At 71.8% G+C, this 18,886-nt stretch carries 17 protein-coding genes and 1 pseudogene; 4 read left to right on the top strand and 14 right to left on the bottom strand.

Annotation, left to right across the window (positions count from 1 at the left end; all coding sequences use genetic code 11):
* Window positions 1-4: 4 nt before the first annotated feature.
* On the top strand, window positions 5-889 hold the full coding sequence (locus ABZ642_RS17305) for an NAD(P)H-binding protein (protein WP_360483932.1): 885 nt from the start codon (window positions 5-7) through the stop codon (window positions 887-889).
* Between the two features lie 48 nt (window positions 890-937).
* On the opposite strand, the gene obgE is transcribed toward ABZ642_RS17305, so the two are convergent.
* The 6 genes from obgE to ABZ642_RS17275 all read right to left on the bottom strand — a co-directional run bounded on the left by obgE (window position 938) and on the right by ABZ642_RS17275 (window position 9,722).
* Window positions 938-2,380 carry a GTPase ObgE gene (gene obgE / locus ABZ642_RS17300; RefSeq protein ID WP_360483929.1) on the bottom strand — a complete coding sequence of 481 codons (1,443 nt, stop codon included), beginning with the start codon at window positions 2,378-2,380 and terminating at the stop codon, window positions 938-940.
* Between the two features lie 134 nt (window positions 2,381-2,514).
* Complete coding sequence (gene rpmA, locus ABZ642_RS17295; RefSeq protein ID WP_020940020.1) at window positions 2,515-2,769, bottom strand: 50S ribosomal protein L27; 255 nt, start codon at window positions 2,767-2,769, stop codon at window positions 2,515-2,517.
* A gap of 14 nt (window positions 2,770-2,783) precedes the next feature.
* Complete coding sequence (gene rplU, locus ABZ642_RS17290) at window positions 2,784-3,104, bottom strand: 50S ribosomal protein L21 (protein ID WP_007381993.1); 321 nt, start codon at window positions 3,102-3,104, stop codon at window positions 2,784-2,786.
* Between the two features lie 437 nt (window positions 3,105-3,541).
* Entirely contained in the window at window positions 3,542-7,714 is a 4,173-nt protein-coding gene (locus ABZ642_RS17285) for an Rne/Rng family ribonuclease (protein ID WP_360483924.1), read from the bottom strand.
* Window positions 7,715-7,991: 277 nt separating this feature from the next.
* Window positions 7,992-8,756, bottom strand: a complete 765-nt coding sequence (locus ABZ642_RS17280; protein ID WP_360483921.1) for a TIGR03936 family radical SAM-associated protein — start codon at window positions 8,754-8,756, stop codon at window positions 7,992-7,994.
* A 108-nt stretch (window positions 8,757-8,864) separates the two neighbouring features.
* Window positions 8,865-9,722 (bottom strand): hypothetical protein, encoded by an 858-nt coding sequence (locus tag ABZ642_RS17275; protein ID WP_360483919.1) that lies wholly within the window; start codon window positions 9,720-9,722, stop codon window positions 8,865-8,867.
* A 181-nt stretch (window positions 9,723-9,903) separates the two neighbouring features.
* Here ABZ642_RS17275 and ABZ642_RS17270 point away from each other — a divergent pair, with 181 nt between their 5' ends.
* Window positions 9,904-10,257 (top strand): DUF805 domain-containing protein, encoded by a 354-nt coding sequence (locus ABZ642_RS17270; RefSeq protein WP_360483915.1) that lies wholly within the window; start codon window positions 9,904-9,906, stop codon window positions 10,255-10,257.
* A 52-nt stretch (window positions 10,258-10,309) separates the two neighbouring features.
* Here ABZ642_RS17270 and ABZ642_RS17265 read toward each other — a convergent pair whose 3' ends face one another.
* The 5 genes from ABZ642_RS17265 to ABZ642_RS17245 all read right to left on the bottom strand — a co-directional run bounded on the left by ABZ642_RS17265 (window position 10,310) and on the right by ABZ642_RS17245 (window position 13,623).
* Window positions 10,310-10,774: a hypothetical protein gene (locus ABZ642_RS17265; RefSeq protein WP_360483912.1), complete on the bottom strand. Its 465-nt coding sequence runs from the start codon at window positions 10,772-10,774 to the stop codon at window positions 10,310-10,312.
* Between the two features lie 202 nt (window positions 10,775-10,976).
* Window positions 10,977-11,213: a DUF6400 family protein gene (locus tag ABZ642_RS17260; protein WP_360483909.1), complete on the bottom strand. Its 237-nt coding sequence runs from the start codon at window positions 11,211-11,213 to the stop codon at window positions 10,977-10,979.
* 289 nt (window positions 11,214-11,502) lie between these two features.
* Window positions 11,503-12,120 (bottom strand): VOC family protein, encoded by a 618-nt coding sequence (locus ABZ642_RS17255; RefSeq protein ID WP_360483907.1) that lies wholly within the window; start codon window positions 12,118-12,120, stop codon window positions 11,503-11,505.
* 68 nt (window positions 12,121-12,188) lie between these two features.
* Window positions 12,189-12,941 carry an SDR family oxidoreductase gene (locus ABZ642_RS17250; protein WP_360483904.1) on the bottom strand — a complete coding sequence of 251 codons (753 nt, stop codon included), beginning with the start codon at window positions 12,939-12,941 and terminating at the stop codon, window positions 12,189-12,191.
* Window positions 12,931-13,623, bottom strand: coding sequence for an isochorismatase family cysteine hydrolase (locus tag ABZ642_RS17245; RefSeq protein ID WP_360483902.1), 693 nt, complete (start codon window positions 13,621-13,623; stop codon window positions 12,931-12,933). The genes ABZ642_RS17250 and ABZ642_RS17245 overlap by 11 nt, the downstream gene beginning before the upstream one ends.
* A gap of 283 nt (window positions 13,624-13,906) precedes the next feature.
* Here ABZ642_RS17245 and ABZ642_RS17240 point away from each other — a divergent pair.
* Window positions 13,907-14,065 (top strand): annotated as a pseudogene (locus ABZ642_RS17240) (SDR family NAD(P)-dependent oxidoreductase); the annotation flags it as partial.
* A 282-nt stretch (window positions 14,066-14,347) separates the two neighbouring features.
* Here the strand turns inward: ABZ642_RS17240 and ABZ642_RS17235 are convergent.
* Entirely contained in the window at window positions 14,348-15,037 is a 690-nt protein-coding gene (locus tag ABZ642_RS17235; protein WP_360483899.1) for an HAD family phosphatase, read from the bottom strand.
* Window positions 15,034-15,672, bottom strand: coding sequence for a 3,4-dihydroxy-2-butanone-4-phosphate synthase (gene ribB / locus ABZ642_RS17230; protein WP_360483896.1), 639 nt, complete (start codon window positions 15,670-15,672; stop codon window positions 15,034-15,036). The genes ABZ642_RS17235 and ribB overlap by 4 nt, the downstream gene beginning before the upstream one ends.
* A gap of 378 nt (window positions 15,673-16,050) precedes the next feature.
* Here ribB and ABZ642_RS17225 point away from each other — a divergent pair, with 378 nt between their 5' ends.
* Window positions 16,051-16,740 carry a DUF899 family protein gene (locus ABZ642_RS17225; RefSeq protein WP_360483894.1) on the top strand — a complete coding sequence of 230 codons (690 nt, stop codon included), beginning with the start codon at window positions 16,051-16,053 and terminating at the stop codon, window positions 16,738-16,740.
* 124 nt (window positions 16,741-16,864) lie between these two features.
* Here the strand turns inward: ABZ642_RS17225 and ABZ642_RS17220 are convergent, their stop codons facing one another.
* Window positions 16,865-18,841, bottom strand: a complete 1,977-nt coding sequence (locus ABZ642_RS17220; RefSeq protein ID WP_360483891.1) for a TIGR03960 family B12-binding radical SAM protein — start codon at window positions 18,839-18,841, stop codon at window positions 16,865-16,867.
* Between the last annotated feature and the right edge of the window lie 45 nt (window positions 18,842-18,886).

Genomic DNA, 18,886 nt, shown 5'->3' with positions numbered 1-18,886 from the left:
GCACGTGTACGTCATCACCGCACCCACCAGCACCATCGGCCGTCTGGTCGTCGACGACCTCCTCGACCGCGGGGAGAAACCGCGCCTGGTCACCCGGGACGCCTCGCGGCTCGCCCCCGGGGTCCGGGAGCGGGCCGAGATCGTCGAGGGCTCGCACGGTGACGAGGCCGTGATCGACCGGGCCTGCGCGGACGCCGAGGCCGTCTTCTGGCTGGCGCCGGACGACGGGGACGCGCCGAGCACCGAGGCCGCCTATGTCAACTTCACCCGTCCCGCGGCGCAGGCGTTCGCCCGGCACGGCGTCCGGCGGGTCGTCGCCGTCACGGCGCTGGGCCGTGGCACGCCGCTCGCGGAGCACGCCGGTGCGGTGACCTCGTCCCGGGCGATGTGCGACCTGATCGCCGCCTCCGGCGTGAACTTCCGGGCGGTGGCCTGCCCGTCGTTCATGCACAACCTGCTCAACCACGTCCGGTCGATCAGGGAACAGGGCCTGTTCTTCATGATGGCCGACCCGGATCTGAAGGCTCCGACGGTGGCCGCCCGGGACATCGCCGCGACCGCCGTGAGCCTGCTGCTCGACGGCACCTGGACGAGGTCCGGCGAGGTCGCCTGCCTCGGTCCCGAGGATCTGTCGCCGAACGACATGGCCCGGATCGTCTCCGAGGTGCTCGGCACCGAGGTCGGCTACCGGCAGATCGGCGGCGCCGCGTTCAAGGAGCGCATGACCGGTTTCGGGATGACCGAGGGGATGGCACAGGGGCTGGTCGACATGTTCGAGGCGAAGAACAGGGGACTGGACAACGCCGAGCCGCGTACCGCCGGGTCGACGACACCGACGACGTTCCGGCAGTGGTGCGAGGAGGTGCTCAAGCCCGCCATGACGGGCTGAACACCCACAGCCACCCGCGCCCCCGGCCCGGCCGCCGCCCCGCCCCCGTCACTCCTCGAACGGGTCGAAGTCGCCGTACGCGCGCAGCGACTCGTCGCGCTCCGCCTCGCGGTCGCGGCGGCGCTGCACGGCGGGACGCTGTTCCTCGAAGCGGTGGTCCTCGCCGCGGCGGCCGAGCATCTCGGCGCCGGACATCATGGACGGCTCCCAGTCGAAGACGACGGCGTTCTCCTCGGGGCCGATGGCGACGCCGTCGCCGCTGCGGGCACCCGCCTTCATCAGCTCCTGCTCCACACCGAGGCGGTTGAGGCGGTCGGCGAGGTAGCCGACGGCCTCGTCGTTGTTGAAGTCGGTCTGCCGGACCCAGCGTTCCGGCTTCTCGCCGCGCACCCGGAACAGGCCGTCTTCCTCCTGGTTGACGGTGAAACCGGCGTCGTCGACGGCCTTGGGCCGGATGACGATCCGGGTCGCCTCTTCCTTGGGCTTGGCGGCGCGGGCCTGGGCGACCAGCTCGCCCAGCCCGAAGGACAGCTCGCGCAGGCCGAGGTGGGCGACCGCGGACACCTCGAAGACGCGGTAGCCGCGGGCCTCCAGGTCGGGGCGGACCATGTCGGCGAGGTCCTTGCCGTCGGGGATGTCGGTCTTGTTGAGGACGACGATCCGGGGCCGGTTGTCGAGGCCGCCGTACTGCTTGAGCTCCTCCTCGATGATGTCGAGGTCGGAGATGGGGTCGCGCTCGGACTCCAGGGTGGCGGTGTCCAGGACGTGGACGAGGACGCTGCACCGCTCGACGTGGCGCAGGAACTCCAGGCCGAGGCCCTTGCCCTGGCTGGCGCCCGGGATGAGGCCGGGGACGTCGGCGATGGTGTAGACGGTCGAACCGGCGGTCACCACACCGAGGTTGGGTACCAGGGTGGTGAACGGGTAGTCGGCGATCTTCGGCTTGGCGGCGGACAGCACCGAGATCAGCGAGGACTTGCCGGCGCTGGGGTAGCCGACCAGGGCCACGTCGGCGACGGTCTTCAGCTCCAGGACGATGTCCTGGAGGTCGCCGGGCACGCCGAGCAGGGCGAAGCCGGGGGCCTTGCGGCGGGCGCTGGCGAGAGCCGCGTTGCCGAGGCCGCCACGGCCGCCCTGGGCGGCGATGTACGAGGTGCCGTGGCCGACGAGGTCGGCGAGGACGTTGCCCGCCCCGTCCAGCACCACGGTGCCGTCGGGTACCGGCAGGACCAGGTCCTGTCCGTCCTTGCCGGCCCGGTTGCCGCCCTCCCCCGGCTTGCCGTTGGTGGCCTTGCGGTGCGGGGAGTGGTGGTAGTCGAGGAGGGTCGTCACGGACTGGTCGACAGTCAGGATGACGTCGCCGCCACGGCCGCCGTTGCCGCCGTCGGGGCCGCCGAGCGGCTTGAACTTCTCCCGGTGTACGGAGGCACAGCCGTGGCCTCCGTTACCCGCGGCGACGTGCAGCTCGACGCGGTCCACGAAGGTGGTCATGGTGGGGTGCCTCCAGTTACTTACGGGGTGATACCTATGTCAACACGCGAAAGGCGGACCCGCCTTCCCGATCGGGAAGTGAGGTCCGCCTCGCGAAACGTTCGGTCTGAGCCGTCCAGTCAGAAGACCAGGACTCAGGCGACCGGAACGATGTTCACGACCTTGCGGCCACGGTGGGTGCCGAACTCCACCGCACCGGGCTGCAGCGCGAACAGCGTGTCGTCGCCGCCACGGCCGACGCCAGCGCCGGGGTGGAAGTGGGTGCCGCGCTGACGGACCAGGATCTCGCCCGCGTTGACGACCTGACCGCCGAAGCGCTTCACGCCGAGGCGCTGAGCGTTGGAGTCACGACCGTTACGGGTGGACGATGCGCCCTTCTTGTGTGCCATCTCTCCTCAGTCCCTTACTTCGCAGCCGCGGGGATCTCAGTGACCTTGATCGCCGTGTACTGCTGGCGGTGGCCCTGACGACGGCGGTAGCCGGTCTTGTTCTTGTAGCGAAGGATGTCGATCTTGACGCCCTTGTGGTGGTCCACGACCTCGGCCTGGACCTTGATGCCGGCCAGGACCCACGGGTCGCTGGTCACAGCGTCGCCGTCGACAACGAGCAGGGTCGAGAGCTCGACCGTGTCGCCAACCTTGGCAGTGGAAATCTTGTCAACCTCAACGATGTCGCCGACAGCAACCTTGTGCTGGCGACCACCGCTGCGCACGATGGCGTACACGCGGATCTCACTCTCTCGCTCGGGAACGGCACCCCCGCAGTCCAGCCGTCCGGCACGCGGGCGGCCTCTCCGGAACACCGTGTGCTCAGGAGGAAGAGGTTTACGGGGATGTGGCACGTCCTCATATCCATGGACACGCCGACGGTCAAGGTTACGGGGCGGTGGCCGAGGGGGTCAAACCGGGCCCCGTGAGGTGTGGGGCCGATCACTCGGAACAGGCCCCACGCAGAGCGGGACCGGCCGCCAGGACCGGCCCCACAAAGCGCGGGACCGACCACGTGGACCAGCCCCACAAAGCGCGGGACCGACCACGTGGACCAGCCCCACAAAGCGCGGGACCGGCCGCGTGGACCGGCCCCACAGAGCGCGGGACCGGCCGCGTGGACCGGCCCCACAGAGCGCGGGACCGGCCCAACGGCCGGCCCCGCGCTCGGGTGTCAGCCCTCGTCGGAGGCGGTGGTGACCGTGGTGGTCTTCTTCGCCGTCGACTTGGCGGCGGCCGTCTTGGCGGTCTTGGCCGCCTTCTTGGCCGTCGTCGTCTTCTTCGCCGCCGTCTTCTTGGCCACGGTCTTCTTCGCGGCCGTCTTCTTCGCGGCGGTCTTCTTGGCAGCCGTCTTACGGGCCGTCTTCTTGGCCGGAGCGGCCTCCTCGACGCCCTCCTCGACGGTCTCACCGGCGACCGGCGCCTCGGCGGCGGACGCCTCCGGCTGCCCGGCGGCCTCCGTCGACGGCACGACCACGACGGCCGCCTCCTCCGACGCGGTCGGCGCGGTGGCCTTGCGCACCGCGCGGCGGCGCGGACGGGCCGGGGCGGCGCTCTCGGCGGGCTCGGCCGCCTCGGGCTCCGCCGCCGTCTCCACCACCGGCTCGGCCACCGCTTCGGCCGCCGGGGCGGTCTCGGCGACGACGGTCACCGTGGCCGTCTCGGCCCCTGCCGGGGAACCGGCGGGCGCCGACACCTTCCGGGTGGCCCGGCGACGGGTGCGGCCCTGGGGTGCGGTCTCCTCGGCGGCCGGGGCTTCCGGCGCCTCGGGGGCCTGGACGACCGGGTCCTCCACGGCGACCGGCTCGGCGTGCGCCTCGGCGGCCGGCTCAGGCAGCACCTCGTGCTCGGGCCGGGCGGTCGGCGTCTCGGCCTCCGCGCCCCGGTTGCGGCCCGCGCGCTCCCTGGGCGCACCGGCCGGAGCCGAGGCCCGGCGGCTCGCCCGGCGGCGGCTACGGCCGCGACCGGCCGCGGCCTCCGCCTCGGCGACGCTGCTGTACAGCTCCTCGTCCGGCGCGAAGTCGGGGGCGGGCAGCGCGACGGGGACGGCGGCCTCGGCCGCGACCTCCGCCGCGGTCTCGACGGCCTGGACGGCCTCGGCGTGCTCGACGGCCCCGTCGGTCGCGACCGTGTGGGTGTCGTGCAGGTCGTGGTCGTGCTCGTGCCCGTCGCCGCCACGGCCGCGCTTCTTGCGCTTGCCGCCGCCACCGCCGCTGGAGCTCGGCTGCTCCATGTGGACGATGACGCCACGGCCGTTGCAGTGCACGCAGGTCTCGGAGAAGGACTCCAGCAGGCCCTGTCCGACGCGCTTGCGGGTCATCTGGACGAGCCCCAGCGAGGTCACCTCGGCCACCTGGTGCTTCGTACGGTCCCGCCCGAGGCATTCGAGCAGGCGGCGCAGCACCAGGTCCCGGTTGGACTCCAGGACCATGTCGATGAAGTCGATGACGATGATGCCGCCGAGGTCGCGCAGCCGCAGCTGGCGGACGATCTCCTCGGCCGCCTCCAGGTTGTTCCTGGTGACCGTCTCCTCCAGGTTGCCGCCCTGGCCGGTGAACTTGCCGGTGTTGACGTCGATGACGACCATCGCCTCGGTCCGGTCGATCACCAGCGACCCGCCGCTGGGCAGCCAGACCTTGCGGTCCAGGGCCTTGGCGAGCTGCTCGTCGATCCGGTAGGTGGCGAAGACGTCGACCTCGGAGGTCCACTTCGACAGCCGGCTCGCGAGGTCGGGGGCGACGTGCGAGACGTAGCCGTGGACGGTCTCCCAGGCCTCGTCGCCGCTGACGACGACCTTGGAGAAGTCCTCGTTGAAGATGTCGCGGACGACCCGGACGGTCATGTCCGGCTCGCCGTACAGCAGCGTCGGCGCGTTCGAGCTGCCGCCGTTCTTCGACTTCTTCTGGATCTCCTCCCACTGCGACTGGAGCCGTTCGACGTCGCGGCGCAGCTCGTCCTCGCTCGCGCCCTCGGCGGCGGTGCGCACGATGACGCCCGCGTCCTCGGGGACGATCTTCTTGAGGATGGTCTTCAGCCGGGCCCGCTCGGTGTCGGGCAGCTTGCGGCTGATGCCGGTCATCGAGCCCTCGGGGACGTACACGAGGTAGCGGCCCGGGAGGGAGACCTGGCTGGTCAGACGGGCGCCCTTGTGGCCGATCGGGTCCTTCGTCACCTGGACGAGGACGGACTGGCCGGACTTGAGGGCGGCCTCGATGCGGCGCGGCCCGTTGGCCATGCCGAGCGCCTCGAAGTTGACCTCACCGGCGTACAGGACGGCGTTGCGGCCCTTGCCGATGTCGATGAAGGCGGCCTCCATGGACGGCAGCACGTTCTGGACCTTGCCCAGGTAGACGTTGCCGACGTACGAGGTGGCCTGCTCCTTGTTGACGTAGTGCTCGACGAGCACGCCGTCCTCCAGGACGCCGATCTGGGTGCGGTCGCCGTGCTGGCGTACGACCATCACGCGCTCGACGGCCTCGCGGCGGGCCAGGAACTCGGCCTCGGTGATGATCGGGACGCGCCGGCGGCCCTGCTCGCGGCCTTCGCGGCGGCGCTGCTTCTTGGCCTCAAGACGCGTGGAGCCCTTGATGGACTGCACCTCGTCGGACGGCTCGGACGGCTTGCGGGGCTCGCGGACCTTGACGACCGTGCGCTCCGGGTCGTTCTCGCCGGGCTCGCTGTCGGAGGAGCTGTCCCCGGCGCGACGCCGGCGGCGACGGCGGCGACGGCTGCTGGAGGAGGAGCCGCCCGCCTCGTCGTGGGCGTCCTCGTCGTCCTCTTCCTCCTGCTCGGCGGTGTCCTCGGCGTCCTGCTCGGCCTGCTCGGCGGCGAGCTCGTCGCTGTCGGCGTCGCCGTCACCGGCGTCACCACGGCGGCGACGGCGGCCACCACGGCGGCGACGGCGGCGGGACCCGGCCTCCTCGGCCTCGTCGTCACCGTCGGCGGCGTCCTCGGCCTCCTCGGCGGGCTCCTCCGGCTCCTCGACCTCGTCCTCGGCGGCGGGCCGGGCGGCCGGGGTCTCCTCGGGGGCACCCCGGCGCCGGCGCCGGCGGCGCGAACCGGTCTCGGCCTGCTCGACCGGCTCGGCCTGCTCGACCTGTTCGGCCGGCTCCGGCCGGTACGGGGCGAGTTCCTCGGGCTCCTCCGTCACGGCGGCCACGGCGGCCGCCTCGGCGGCGGCCCGCTCCGGGGTCTGGAACTTCGGCTCGGTGAACACGGGCGCCTGGAACACGGCCACGGCCGGCCGGGCGGGGCGGCGCTGCGACTCGTCCTCGGCGGACGTGGCCGCGGCGGCGGGCTCGGAGAAGCCGATGGCGGCCTGTCGTACGACCCGGCGCCGGCGTCGCGGGGACTCGGTCTCCGGCTCCTCGACGGCGGGGGTCTCGGTGGTGGAGGTGACGGCCGGGGCCTCGACGGCCTGCGGCTGCGCCGCGGCGGGGGCCTCGACGGCGGCCTCGGGCGCACCGGCGGGCGCGGCGACCCGGCGGGTGGCGCGGCGCCGGGCGCGCGGCGCGGGCGCGGTGGGCTCCGCCTCGGGGGCGGGGGTGCCCCCGTGGGTCTGGCCGGTCTCGGCGGCGGGCGCGGCCTCCGCGGTGTCCGCGGTGTCCGCGACGGCGGCCGTGGGTGCGGTCTCGGCGGCGGTCTCGGCCGGAGCACCGGTGGGCGCGGACGCCCGGCGGGTCGCCCGACGGCGGGTACGCGGAGCCGGCACGGCCTCCTCGGCGGCTACGACGGCCTCGACGGCCGGAGCGGCCTCGGTGACCTCAGCGGTCTTGGCGACCTCAGGGGCCTCGGAAACCGCGGAGGCCTCGACAGCCGCTTCCTGCTCGGCCGCCTCGGTGGGCGCGGAGACGCGACGCGTGGCACGCCGACGCGTCCGGCGCGGCGCGGCCTCCTCGTCGCTCTGTGCGGCGGTCTCGACAACCTCGGCCGCGGGTGCGGCCACAGCGGCCTCGGCGGGCTCGGTGGTGGTCGCGGGAAGCACGGTCTCGGCCGTCTCGACGGCCTCGGCTCCGGTCGGGGCACCGGCAGGCGCCGAAGCCCGGCGGGTCGCCCGACGGCGGGTCCGCGCGGCGGGCGCGGCCTCCTCGGTGACCGCGGCGGCCTCGGTGACCGCGGCGGCCTCGGATGCCTCCAGGGTCTCTGCCGTCTCCTCGTCGGCCTCTTCGGGCTCGGAGGAGAACGACTCGGCGGCCGGTATGGCCGGCGTGGTGATCTCGGCCACGGCCTCGGCCGCGGCGGGCGGTCCCGCGGGGCGGGAAGCCGCACGGCGACGCCTGCGCGGCGGCAGGGTGTCGCTGGGCGTGTTCAGTTCGGAGCCCTCGGTGGGCTCGGTCGGTTCGAGCATGCGGGCGGTTCTCCCGTCAGGCTCCCGGGCGCCGCGCCTGATCCGGCGTCGTTCGCTTCGAGCGACCGCCGGTGACGTCCACGGCTCGCGCGATGCGCGGTGCCGCCGTGTGGGGCGCGGGCGCCGCACAGGAGCTCTCTGTGTCCTGTCTCGCCGGTTCCGTACGCCTTGTCGCGGACGGCCTGGCGAAAGTCTTCTGGTCGGTGCGCTGCCCGACCCAGGTGGCTCCCGAGTACGAGGGCTGCGCGTACGACGTCCGTCCTTCGCGGGACCTTCCCTACGCCGGCGCCGTCGCGGCGGCAGCGGGTTCGGCCTTCGAAAGGGCCTCCACTGCCTCGCGGTCGGGCGCGAGCGGGTCGGTCACCGTGCCGGTCTCTTCATCGAGCAGCCCCTGCGCCAGCCTGGTCACCGCTGCGGGGACCGGCGGCGCCAGGTCGGCCACGGCGCGGAGACCGGACAGGACGTCGTCGGGTCGTACGGCAGGCGTCACGTGCCGAACAACCAGCCGCAGTATCGCACAGGGCTGGTCGCTCGGCCTATCAGCCGTTTCATTGTGCGTTTCAAGTTGTACGACGGCGGGGCGCGCGTCGAAGGTCCGTACGCCGTTCTTGGTCATGCGCTGGACCTCGACGGCGTCGGCCTGGTTGAACGCGGCGACGGCCTGTTCAGCCTGTGCCGGGTCCACGCCGACCAGCCGCAGCTCCCACACGGAGGCGGTGAGCCGGTCGGCCAGTCCGGACGTGCGGGCCTCGACCGCGTCGACGATGTCGAGCCCGGTGGGCAGGGACTCGTCGAGGAGGACGCGCAGTCGCTCCGGGTCGCGGGTCGCGGTGAGCGCGATCTCCAGGTACTCGGCCTCGCTGCCGGTGCCGGTGGGTGCGGCATTGGCGTACGACACCTTCGGGTGCGGTGTGAACCCCGCCGAGTACGCCATGGGCACCTCGGCGCGGCGCAGCGCCCGCTCGAAGGCGCGCTGGAAGTCACGGTGGCTGGTGAACCGGAGGCGGCCGCGCTTGGTGTAGCGCAGTCGGATGCGCTGCACCGCCGGTGCGGGCGGCGGGCCTTCGGGCTGTCGCTTGCCCAGTGTCGTCAGTCCTTCGTGTTTCTGGTGAGAGCAGCCGTGCCGCGGGGGCCGTGCTGCCGTGTGCTGCTATCCATCAAGAGTACGTGTGTCGCGGCCGGCCGGTTCCCGCCGTTCCACGGCCGCCGGCCGGGCGGGCTCGCCGAACAGGGCGCGGCGCAGGTCGGCGCGGGCCTGCCGGACGGCGCGTCCGACGGCCCGTGCGACCTGGGCGGCGGGGCGCAGCACCAGGTCGCGTACGACGTGTCCGACCGGGGTGAGGACGGTCCGGTAGAGCAGGCGCGCGGGCTCCAGGAAGATCCACCGGAAGAGGGTCCCGAGAATCCGTCCGACGGCCCGCGCGACGTGTCCGGCGGCCCGCCAGGCGTGGCCGAGAGCGTCCCAAATCTCTCTGAGAACGATGCCGAGGACCCGGCCGACGGGGGCGAGGACCCAGCGCCACAGGGCGACGGCGGGCAGCACGAGGAGCACCCGGACGATCCAGTACAGGGCGGTGGCGAGCTGCTCGAACACCCAGGCGACGGCTTTGGCGACGGGCGCCAGGAGCCAGAGCACCGCGTGGCCGATCGGGGTGAGCACGCGCGCGTAGAGCCATACGAGGGCGTGACCGAGGGGGGTGAGCAGGTAGCGGTACAGCCAGATCAGCGGGACGACGAGGAGGACGTGGAGGAGCCAGGCGACGGCGTGACCGACGGGGGCGAGGACGTACCGCCAGAGGAATCGCGCGACGGGGACGACGAGGTACCGCCACAGGAACCCTGCGACGGCGGCGAAGGCGTCCCAGAGCAGCCGTATCGGCAGCACCACCAGGAACACGAAGACACGGACGGGGATCCTGATCCCGACGACGAGACACCCCTCGGGGGGCTGCGTCTGTGTCTGCGAATGTGTCTGCGGTTGCCGCTGTGGCTGTTTCTGCATGTCCATGGCCACAGAGACGTTATCGCGTGCCGCGCGGATGCGATCGGCCGACATTGATCACCGAACGGCGGCGACACGGTAACGGTTGACCCGCACACGCCAATCTGGATGGAACCGGCCACGACGGCTTGATTTGCTGGGCGCCAGCCAAATCTTGAGCCTTTCTTGGGTCCTTGGGGGACGAGCAATGAACTGGTACGTGGACGTACTGAAGAAGTACGCGGTGTTCAGCGGCCGTGCGCGCCGGCAGGAATACTGGATGTTCTTCCTGTTCAACCTGATCATCAGCATCGTGCTGGCGGTCATCGGGCGGGTCATCGGGTTCGCCGCCCTCGGCGCGATCTACAGCCTGGCGGTCCTCCTGCCCGGCCTGGGTGTCGCGGTCCGCCGACTGCACGACACCGGCCGTTCCGGCTGGGCGGTGCTGGTCTCGATCATCCCGCTGGTCGGCTGGATCATCGTGCTGGTCTGGCTCGCCTCCGAGGGCAAGCCGGAGCAGAACCAGTACGGCGACAACCCGAAGCACGCGCCCGCCGTCTGACCTGTCATCACCTGGAAGGCCCGCCGGATCCGTCCGGCGGGCCTTCGCCCGTCTAAGAGGCCGCGGACGAACTCTTGTTGCGTTCGGCCTGCAGGTGCAGGACCAGGAAGAGGACCCGGAGAAGGTCGTCGGGGAGGGCGGGCAGGTCCTTGGGGAGGGTGACGCGGCGGGGGCGGGTGCCGAGGGCGTCGTACGACAGGACGAGCGGGCCGATCGCCCTCGCCCGGCCGCTGAACCTGGGGTGTTCCACGGGGTACGGCCCGATGCGGCGCGGAATCCCGGACCAGGCGGCGCAGTCGACGTCCCAGGTCCCGAACGTTCTCGGGACGCTGCCGAGGCGGCCGTACCCGATCTCGATGTCGCCGATCCGCCGCAGCCGGCCGCCGAGCATGTCGTACCCCAGCGGATACGGTCCGAGCGCGTGCGGCCTGCCGCCCCACCTGCCGTAGGTGAGGGGGACGTCCCCGATGGTGCGGAGCCTGCTGCCCAGCAGGTCGTAGCCCAGTTCCAGTTCCATGCCCGCCAACTCCCCCGTGTCGTACCGGCCTTCGCTCTCCCCGATTGTGCGGCCGGCCCGGTGCGCCTTCCATGGCGGTCGTGTCACGGTTTCGCGGGTCCACGGCCGGCGTCCTGCCCTCCCGGCGGACCTGTCCGTTCACGGGAGGCGGCCGGCCGGATCGGGCCGACGCCGTGGCGCGGCCGTGGCGCGGGCCCGGGAATCAGCGGCGGGGCAGTACCCCGGCCGCGACGAGCGAGTCGTACAGCCGCTGCTGTTCCTCGTCGAGCCCGGAGTACAGCATGTCGAACGCCTCCTCCTCGCCCCGCATCGCCTCGACGGGGTCCCAGCCGTCACCGAGGGCCGCCATGACATGGGCGCGCCGGGTCATCTCGTGGCCGGTGAGATCGACGCTGAAGTCGACCGGTTCGGCGGGAAGGGCGGCATCAGAACTGGACATATGACCGAATCTAGGCAGGCGAGCCTTCCCGCGACAAGAGCCCGTGGGGCACATCACAGCAGGTCGTCGCAGGTCATCGGCGCGGCGGGACTCCGTGGAGTGACCGCCGGGTCCGGAAGCGTGCCCGGCGACGCGGGCAGATTCGAAGGGTCGGCGCGGCCACCGACCACGGGGACGGTCAGCGGTCGGCTCCCCCGGCTTCCCGGCTCACGTGGGCGGTCAGCGGTCGACTCCCCCGGCCTCTCGGCTCACGTGGGCGGTCAGCGGTCGGCTCCCCCGGCTTCCCGGCTCACGTGGGCGGTTCGGTCCCGGCCTGCTCGCTCACCATGTACCGCGCGTACCAGTCCGGCCAGCCGGGATCCTCCGCGCCGATGCGCGCCTCGTGCTCGCCGTGGGCGGCCGCGGCCCGCCGCAGGGCACTCGCCAGGTCCTCGGCCGAGGCGAACGAGGTGGCCGCGGGATCCAGCCGCCCCGGCAGCCGGTCGGTGATCTCCTGGAGGAGCCAGCCGTTGCCGTCCGGGTCGCTGAACGACAGGAAGGAGCCGTAGCTGCCGTGCTGTGGTGCGGGACCGGGCAGCCGGGCGTCGCCGTTGGCGTGGTGGAAGACACCACCGGAGTCGTGGAACACCTCGCTGGGGTGGGCGCCGTGCCGTGCCAGCTCGTCATGGGCGCTGTCGATGTCGTCGACGACCAGGTGCAGCCCCCGGGCCGACCCGGGCGTCTGTTCGGTGACCGACTCACCGAAGATGACGGAGGCCGGCGAACCCGGTGGGGTCATCTGCACCACCCGGAACTCCCCGTCGGTGGCGACGTCCGCGTCGAGCCGCCAGCCCAGCGCCGTGTAGAAGTCCTTGGCCCGGTCCACGTCGGACACCGGCACCACGACGACCTCTAGTTTCATGTCCATGGCTTGCACTTCCCGTCTCGGAGGGGACACCGGCGACGACCGGATCCGCGACAGGGCCGAGCAGGGGCTCAGTGAGCGAGGAGCTGCTGACCGCCGTCGATGTCGTAGGTGGCGCCGGTGAGGGCGTCGTTGACCATGAGGTGCACCGCGAGGGCGGCGACGTCGGCCGGACCGACCACGCGCCCGATGGGCAACGTCTTCCTCAACTCCTCGCGCCGCGCTTCGAGTCGGTCGCCCAGCAGGGAGGCCGACAGCGGAGTGTCCACGAACCCGGCCGCGATGAGGTTGACCCGGACCGGGGCGACCTCCAGCGCCAGGTTGGCGACCAGCGCCGGCAGCGCCGCGGTGAGGGCGCCGGTCACCGCCATCCCGGGCGCGGGCCGCCGGCCGCCGGTGCCGCCGATGAAGAGCAGCGCCCCGCCGGCCCTGACCTTCCCCCGGCTCGCCCGCGCCACCGCCAGCACCATCGCCAGACGCCCGCCGAAGTCTCGTCCGGCGTCGGTCAGGTCGACTTCGTCGAGGGGGGCGTACGACGGGCTGCCCGCCGTCACCAGCACATGGTCGACCTGCCCGGGCAGCTCCCCGACGAAGCGCTCCATGCGCGCGGTGTCATGGGCGTCGAACACGGCCGTGCTCAGCGGGTGCAGCTCGTCCGCGGCCCGCTGGAGACGCTCGGCGTTGCGCGCCACGAGCACCAGTTCGCCGCCGGCCGCCCGTACCTGCCGCGCGGTCTCCAGACCGATGCCCGCGCTGCCGCCCACCACCACGACCGTCTGCCCGGCCAGTTCCCCGTGCGCTCCGCTCCGCTCGTCACCGCTCATGAGCGCCGTCTCCGCTCTGCCGTGCGCCCTCACCGGCCCCGGCGTCCACCATCCCGACGAACTCCTCGGTGGTGACGACGGCATGGGCGTACAGGGGAGCGTTGAGTTCGAAGGTCGCGGTCATCTCCGGCCAGCTGAAGGACGCGATGGCGTCGCGGACGAGGGTCACGTGGTACCCCAGCTCCTGGCCGAAGCGCGCGGTGGTGTCCACACAGGTGTTGGCCCGCATACCGATCAGCACGATCTTCCGGATGTGGTGCTGCTTCAGCATGAAGTCGAGGTCGGTGTTGGCGAACCCGCTGGACGCCCAGTGCTGCCGTACGACGATCTCGTCCTCGCGCGGCTGGAAGTCGGGGTGCCACTCGGCACCCCAGCTGCCCTCGGCGAAGATCTGCTGGGCGACGACGCGCCGCTGGGTCGGGGACAGGTGGTCCCAGGTGACGTAGTCGCTCGGCGTCGTCCGGTGGTGCGGGACGACGAAGACGCGAAAGCCGTGGGCGCGGGCCGTGGCGAGCACGGTGCGCATATGGTCGAGCAGGCCCACGCCCTCCGCCACTTCCTTCGCCCGGGGCCACAACTTGCCGCCCTCGGACAGGAAGTCGTTGTAGGGGTCGACGATCAGAAGAGCGGTTTCGTCCGGGTAATACGGGGAGTACCGCGCTACGGAGGTCTCAGCAGTCATGGACGGTTCCCAACTGGTCAGCGACCGGATCGCTCGCTGCCGGGACACGGCACCGGACAGTACAGCCGACGGCCGCCCGCAAGCCCTCCGCGCCCCAAGCCCCGCGTAACACTCCGTCACGGGCCCGCCGGCTCAGAAATCCCAGTCTGTCACTCCCCCGGCCCAACGGCATCCGGGCCACCGGCCCCTCACCGGCGACGGCACCAGCCGAGGAAGGGACACGTCAGCCGAGCGACGGCGAGGGCGAGGGCGACGATGACGGCGACGTAGCAACGCCGGCACCACCATCCGAGCACCGCTGGAGAGCGTCCCGCTCCCGGAGGTCGACCAGCTCTTCCAGCTCAACACCCTGGGCGCGCTGCGCGTGGCACAGGCCGTGCTTCCCGCGATGCGGGAGAGGGGAGCGGGCCGCCTGGTCTTCGTCTCCAGCATCCAGGGCCGGATGGTGCTCCCGCTGATAGGCCCTGCCGGCCGAGATCGACTGGTAGCCGGGCACCTCTCAGGCCCGCGGCCGGGAGAGTTCCACTCCGCGCCGCTCCCGGATGACGCCCTTGACGGCGACCGGGATCTCGCGTCCGCGACCTCCGACCCGGAGCAGGAACGACCTGGAGCACGAACGACCCGGAGCAGGAACGACCCGGAGCAGGAACGACCCGGAGCAGGAACGACCCGGAGCACGTGCGGGCCGGAGCACGTGCGGGCCGGAGCAGGTGCGGCCCGCACCTCACGGAGTGCTTCCGTGGACCAGGTGCTGGGGTGCGAGCAGCCGCCTCAGCACAGGGACGGCGCTGGTCGCGCTGCCCGCCTGCGCCGCGGACAGGGCGCTGACGTCGACCGGCAGGGGCATTCCGCCACGGGGGACGGCGAGAACGGTCATGCCCGCGGCTGCCGCCGAGCGGATGCCGTTCGGTGAATCCTCGACAGCGACACATCGGGACGGCGGGATGCCGACGGCGGACGCCGCCCGCAGATAAGGGTCCGGCGCGGGCTTGACCCGCACCACGTCCTCTCCGCACACCACAGCGCTCAACTCCGGGTACAGGCGCAGCCCCTTGAGGACCGCCAGCACGAACCGCCGAGGACTGGCGGTCGCCACACCGACGGGCCCGTGTCGTCCCGCTTCGACAACCAGCTCCACCGCTCCCGGCAGCGCCCGCACACGCCCCTCGGCGCATGCGTCGACCATCGCGGTGGTGCAGGTCTCCACCACCTCCGCGCTGCTGACCGCACCGTGGCACAGCCCCGCGACATACGACGCCCAGCCGCCGTTGCCGTGCAGTGCGGCGTCGTCCTCGGCCCGCCACCGGTGCCCGTGACGGGCGGTGAAAGCGGCGCACACCCCGGACCACGCCGCGCCGCTGTCGATCAATGTGTCGTCCAGGTCGAAAATCGTCGCCCGCCGCGCCGGCGTCACGCCGGCGCCGCATCCGGGCGCAGCGGCAGCGCCTGCGACAACTGCTCGATCGACAGCAGGGTCAGCCCATGTTCACCGGCGAACGCCCGCAGCCGATCGGACCGGGCCACGGACCCGTCGTCCTCGCAGATCTCACTGATCACGGCGACCGGGAGCAGTCCCGCCAGGCGCATGAGGTCGACACCGGCCTCCGTGTGCCCGCGCCGCTCCCCGATCCCTCCGGCACGGGCCCGCAGCGGAAACACATGCCCGGGACGGACCAGTCTGTCGGGACGGCAGCCGGGTTCGGCCAGCGTCCGGACGGTCAACGCCCGGTCTGCGGCCGAGATACCGGAGCCGGCACCGACCGCGTCCACGGAAACGGTGTACGCGGTGGCCTCCACACCACAGGCAGCCGGAACCATCAGCGGCAGCTCCAGCCGGTCGGCGATCTCGGGTGCCATGGGCACGCAGATCAGACCACTGGTCCAGCGCACGAAGAATCCCAGAGCCTCGGCCGTGGCGAACTGAGCCGCCATGACGAGATCGCCCTCGTTCTCACGGTCCGCGTCGTCCACCACGATCACGGGCCGGCCGGCCCGCACATCCGCAAGGGCGACGGCCACCGTGCCGAGGTCCGCATCCGGACGCGGCACCGAAACTGACGTCAAAGGAACCAGCCCTTCCCGAGTCTTCGTTCCTGCCCAGTCCATCGGTGTGCGGACGAGCGACCTTGAGGGATCCCGCGGCGGCGCGCGAATCACTCCAGCCCCGCGAAATCACGTCCGGTCAGCGCCCGGCGCACCCCCCGCGGACACCAACGAGCCCCCGTCCGAGGCGCCCCTGCCGAACTACCCGACCCGCCGCGACGTCCCTGCCTTCCCCGGAGCTTGCTCCGGACGGGCGTCTTCCGCCGCGTTCGCGGGCCGACCGATGAGTTCCCGAGCCCTGTGCGGTCTGCCTCCGCACAAGCCAAAGCCGCGCACAGGCCGCGCACGAGAGCCGAAGCCGCGCACGAGATCCGTGAGGGAACCATGACCGACCACCCGCTACCACCCGTCGTCGACGCCGCGACCTGGGAACACCGGCTCGAGGCACTGCGTGCCCGGGAGAAGGCCGCAACGCGGGAGCTCGACGCCATCGCCGCCGAGCGTCGCCGCCTGCCGATGGTCGAGATGCCCGACTACACACTCGAGGGCGAAGACGGCCCCGTTCGGCTGGCAGACGTCTTCGAGGGCAAGAGGCAGCTGATCGTCTACAACCACATGTGGTTCACCGGCAAGGAATGGCAGTGCCCGGGCTGCACGGGGTTCACCTCGCAGTACACCCGCCTGGAGTTCCTGGACAACTACGACGCCCGATTCGTCATCGTCACCCAGGGCCCGATCAAGGAGGCGCTCGACTACAAGCAGCGGGTCGGCAACCGGATGGCGTGGTACTCGACCGCGAACAGTCCGTTCGGGTCCGACGTCGGCGCGCCGCCCGACGGTGGATTCGCGGTCAACGTGTTCCTGCGCGACGGCGACACCGTCTATCGCACCTGGCACACCGACGGCCGGGGCACCGAGCAGCTCAGCCACAGCTTCGCGCTGATCGATCTCCTGCCGTACGGACGTCAGGAGGAATGGCAGAACTCGCCCGAGGGCTGGCCCCGGTCCCCCACCTACAGCCGGTGGGCGACGTCCGAGAACATCGCCGCGCTCTACGGCCCGGGAGCCCGCTGAACTCGTCCCGGACGACGGACGGGTGAACCCGACGGCTTGTCAACGGCCTTGGCACGGACGCGAAAGGAGGTCGCCGACACGCCCCTGCCACGTCTCAACCACCCGGTCGAGCGCGTGGCTCACCTCAGTGCGCGTGCCCACCCGGTGCCGACGCGGCGTTCTTGACCGTCAGCGGCAGCAACTTCTTCCCGGTCGGGCCGATCTGGATGGCCGTGTCCATCTGCGGGCACACCCCGCAGTCGAAGCAGGGGGTCCAGCGGCAGTCCTCGACCTCTGTCTCGTCGAGGGAGTCCTGCCAGTCCTCCCAGAGCCAGTCCTTGTCGAGGCCGGAGTCGAGGTGGTCCCAGGGGAGGACCTCCTCGTAGGTGCGCTCGCGGGTGGTGTACCAGTCGACGTCCACGCCGAAGGCGGGCAGCGTCTTGTCGGCGCAGGTCATCCAGCGGTCGTAGGAGAAGTGTTCGCGCCAGCCGTCGAAGCGGCCGCCGTCCTCGTAGACCGCGCGGATCACGGCGCCGACGCGGCGGTCGCCGCGGGAGAGCAGGCCCTCGACGATGCCGGGCTTGCCGTCGTGGTAGCGGAAGCCGATCGAGCGGCCGTACTTCTTGTCGCCGCGGATCTTGTCCCTCAGCTTCTCCAAGCGCGCGTCCGTCTCCTCGGCGCTCAGCTGCGGGGCCCACTGGAAGGGGGTGTGCGGCTTGGGGACGAAGCCGCCGATCGAGACCGTGCAGCGGATGTCGCCCTGGCCGGAGACCTCGCGGCCCTTCTGGATGACGTTCATCGCCATGTCGGCGATCTGCAGGACGTCCTCGTCGGTCTCCGTGGGCAGGCCGCACATGAAGTAGAGCTTCACCTGGCGCCAGCCGTTGCCGTAGGCGGTGGCGACCGTGCGGATCAGGTCCTCCTCCGAGACCATCTTGTTGATGACCTTGCGCATGCGCTCGGAGCCGCCCTCGGGGGCGAAGGTGAGGCCGGAGCGGCGGCCGTTGCGCGTCAGTTCGTTCGCCAGGTCGACGTTGAAGGCGTCGACGCGGGTGGAGGGGAGGGAGAGGCCGATCTTGTCCTCGGTGTAACGGTCGGCCAGGCCCTTGGCGATGTCGCCGATCTCCGAGTGGTCCGCGGAGGAGAGGGAGAGGAGGCCGACCTCCTCGAAGCCGGTCGCCTTGAGACCCTTGTCGACCATCTCGCCGATGCCGGTGATCGAGCGCTCGCGCACCGGGCGGGTGATCATGCCGGCCTGGCAGAAGCGGCAGCCGCGGGTGCAGCCGCGGAAGATCTCGACGGACATGCGCTCGTGGACCGTCTCGGCGAGCGGGACCAGCGGCTGCTTGGGGTACGGCCACTCGTCCAGGTCCATGACGGTGTGCTTGCTGACCCGCCACGGCACGCCCGACTTGTTGGGGACCACGCGGGCGATACGGCCGTCGGGGAGGTACTCGACGTCGTAGAAGGCCGGGATGTAGACGGAGCCCGTCCTGGCGAGGCGGAAGAGGACCTCCTCGCGGCCGCCGGGGCGGCCCTCCGCCTTCCAGTCACGGATGATCTTCGTCATGTCGAGGACGGCCTGCTCGCCGTCGCCGATGATCGCCGCGTCGATGAAGTCGGCGACGGGTTCCGGGTTGAAGGCCGCGTGGCCGCCGGCCAGGACGATCGGGTCGTCCAGGCCACGGTCCTTGGACTCCAGGGGGATCCCGGCCAGGTCGAGGGCGGTGAGCATGTTGGTGTAGCCCAGCTCCGTGGAGAAGGACAGGCCGAACACGTCGAAGGCGCCCACCGGGCGGTGGCTGTCCACCGTGAACTGCGGGACGCGGTGCTCGCGCATCAGCGCCTCCAGGTCCGGCCACACGCTGTACGTGCGCTCGGCGAGGACGCCCGCCTGCTCGTTGAGGACCTCGTAGAGGATCATGACGCCCTGGTTGGGCAGGCCGACCTCGTAGGCGTCCGGGTACATGAGCGCCCAGCGGACGTCGCAGTCCTCCCACGGCTTGACCGTGGAGTTGAGCTCTCCGCCGACGTACTGGATCGGCTTCTGCACATGCGGGAGCAGAGCTTCGAGCTGCGGGAACACAGACTCGGCGATCTGAGCGGCGGCTTCGGCAGGCATCTCGCGGACCTTTGTGAGCTGACTGGGGGCACCCCCGGCCGGAGG

Origin of the sequence: Streptomyces sp. NPDC007157 (assembly GCF_040634235.1) — a bacterium.
GTDB lineage: Bacteria > Actinomycetota > Actinomycetes > Streptomycetales > Streptomycetaceae > Streptomyces.
The sequence above is the reverse complement of the archived record's forward strand: the minus strand, read 5'-3'. Positions and strand labels throughout refer to the sequence as shown.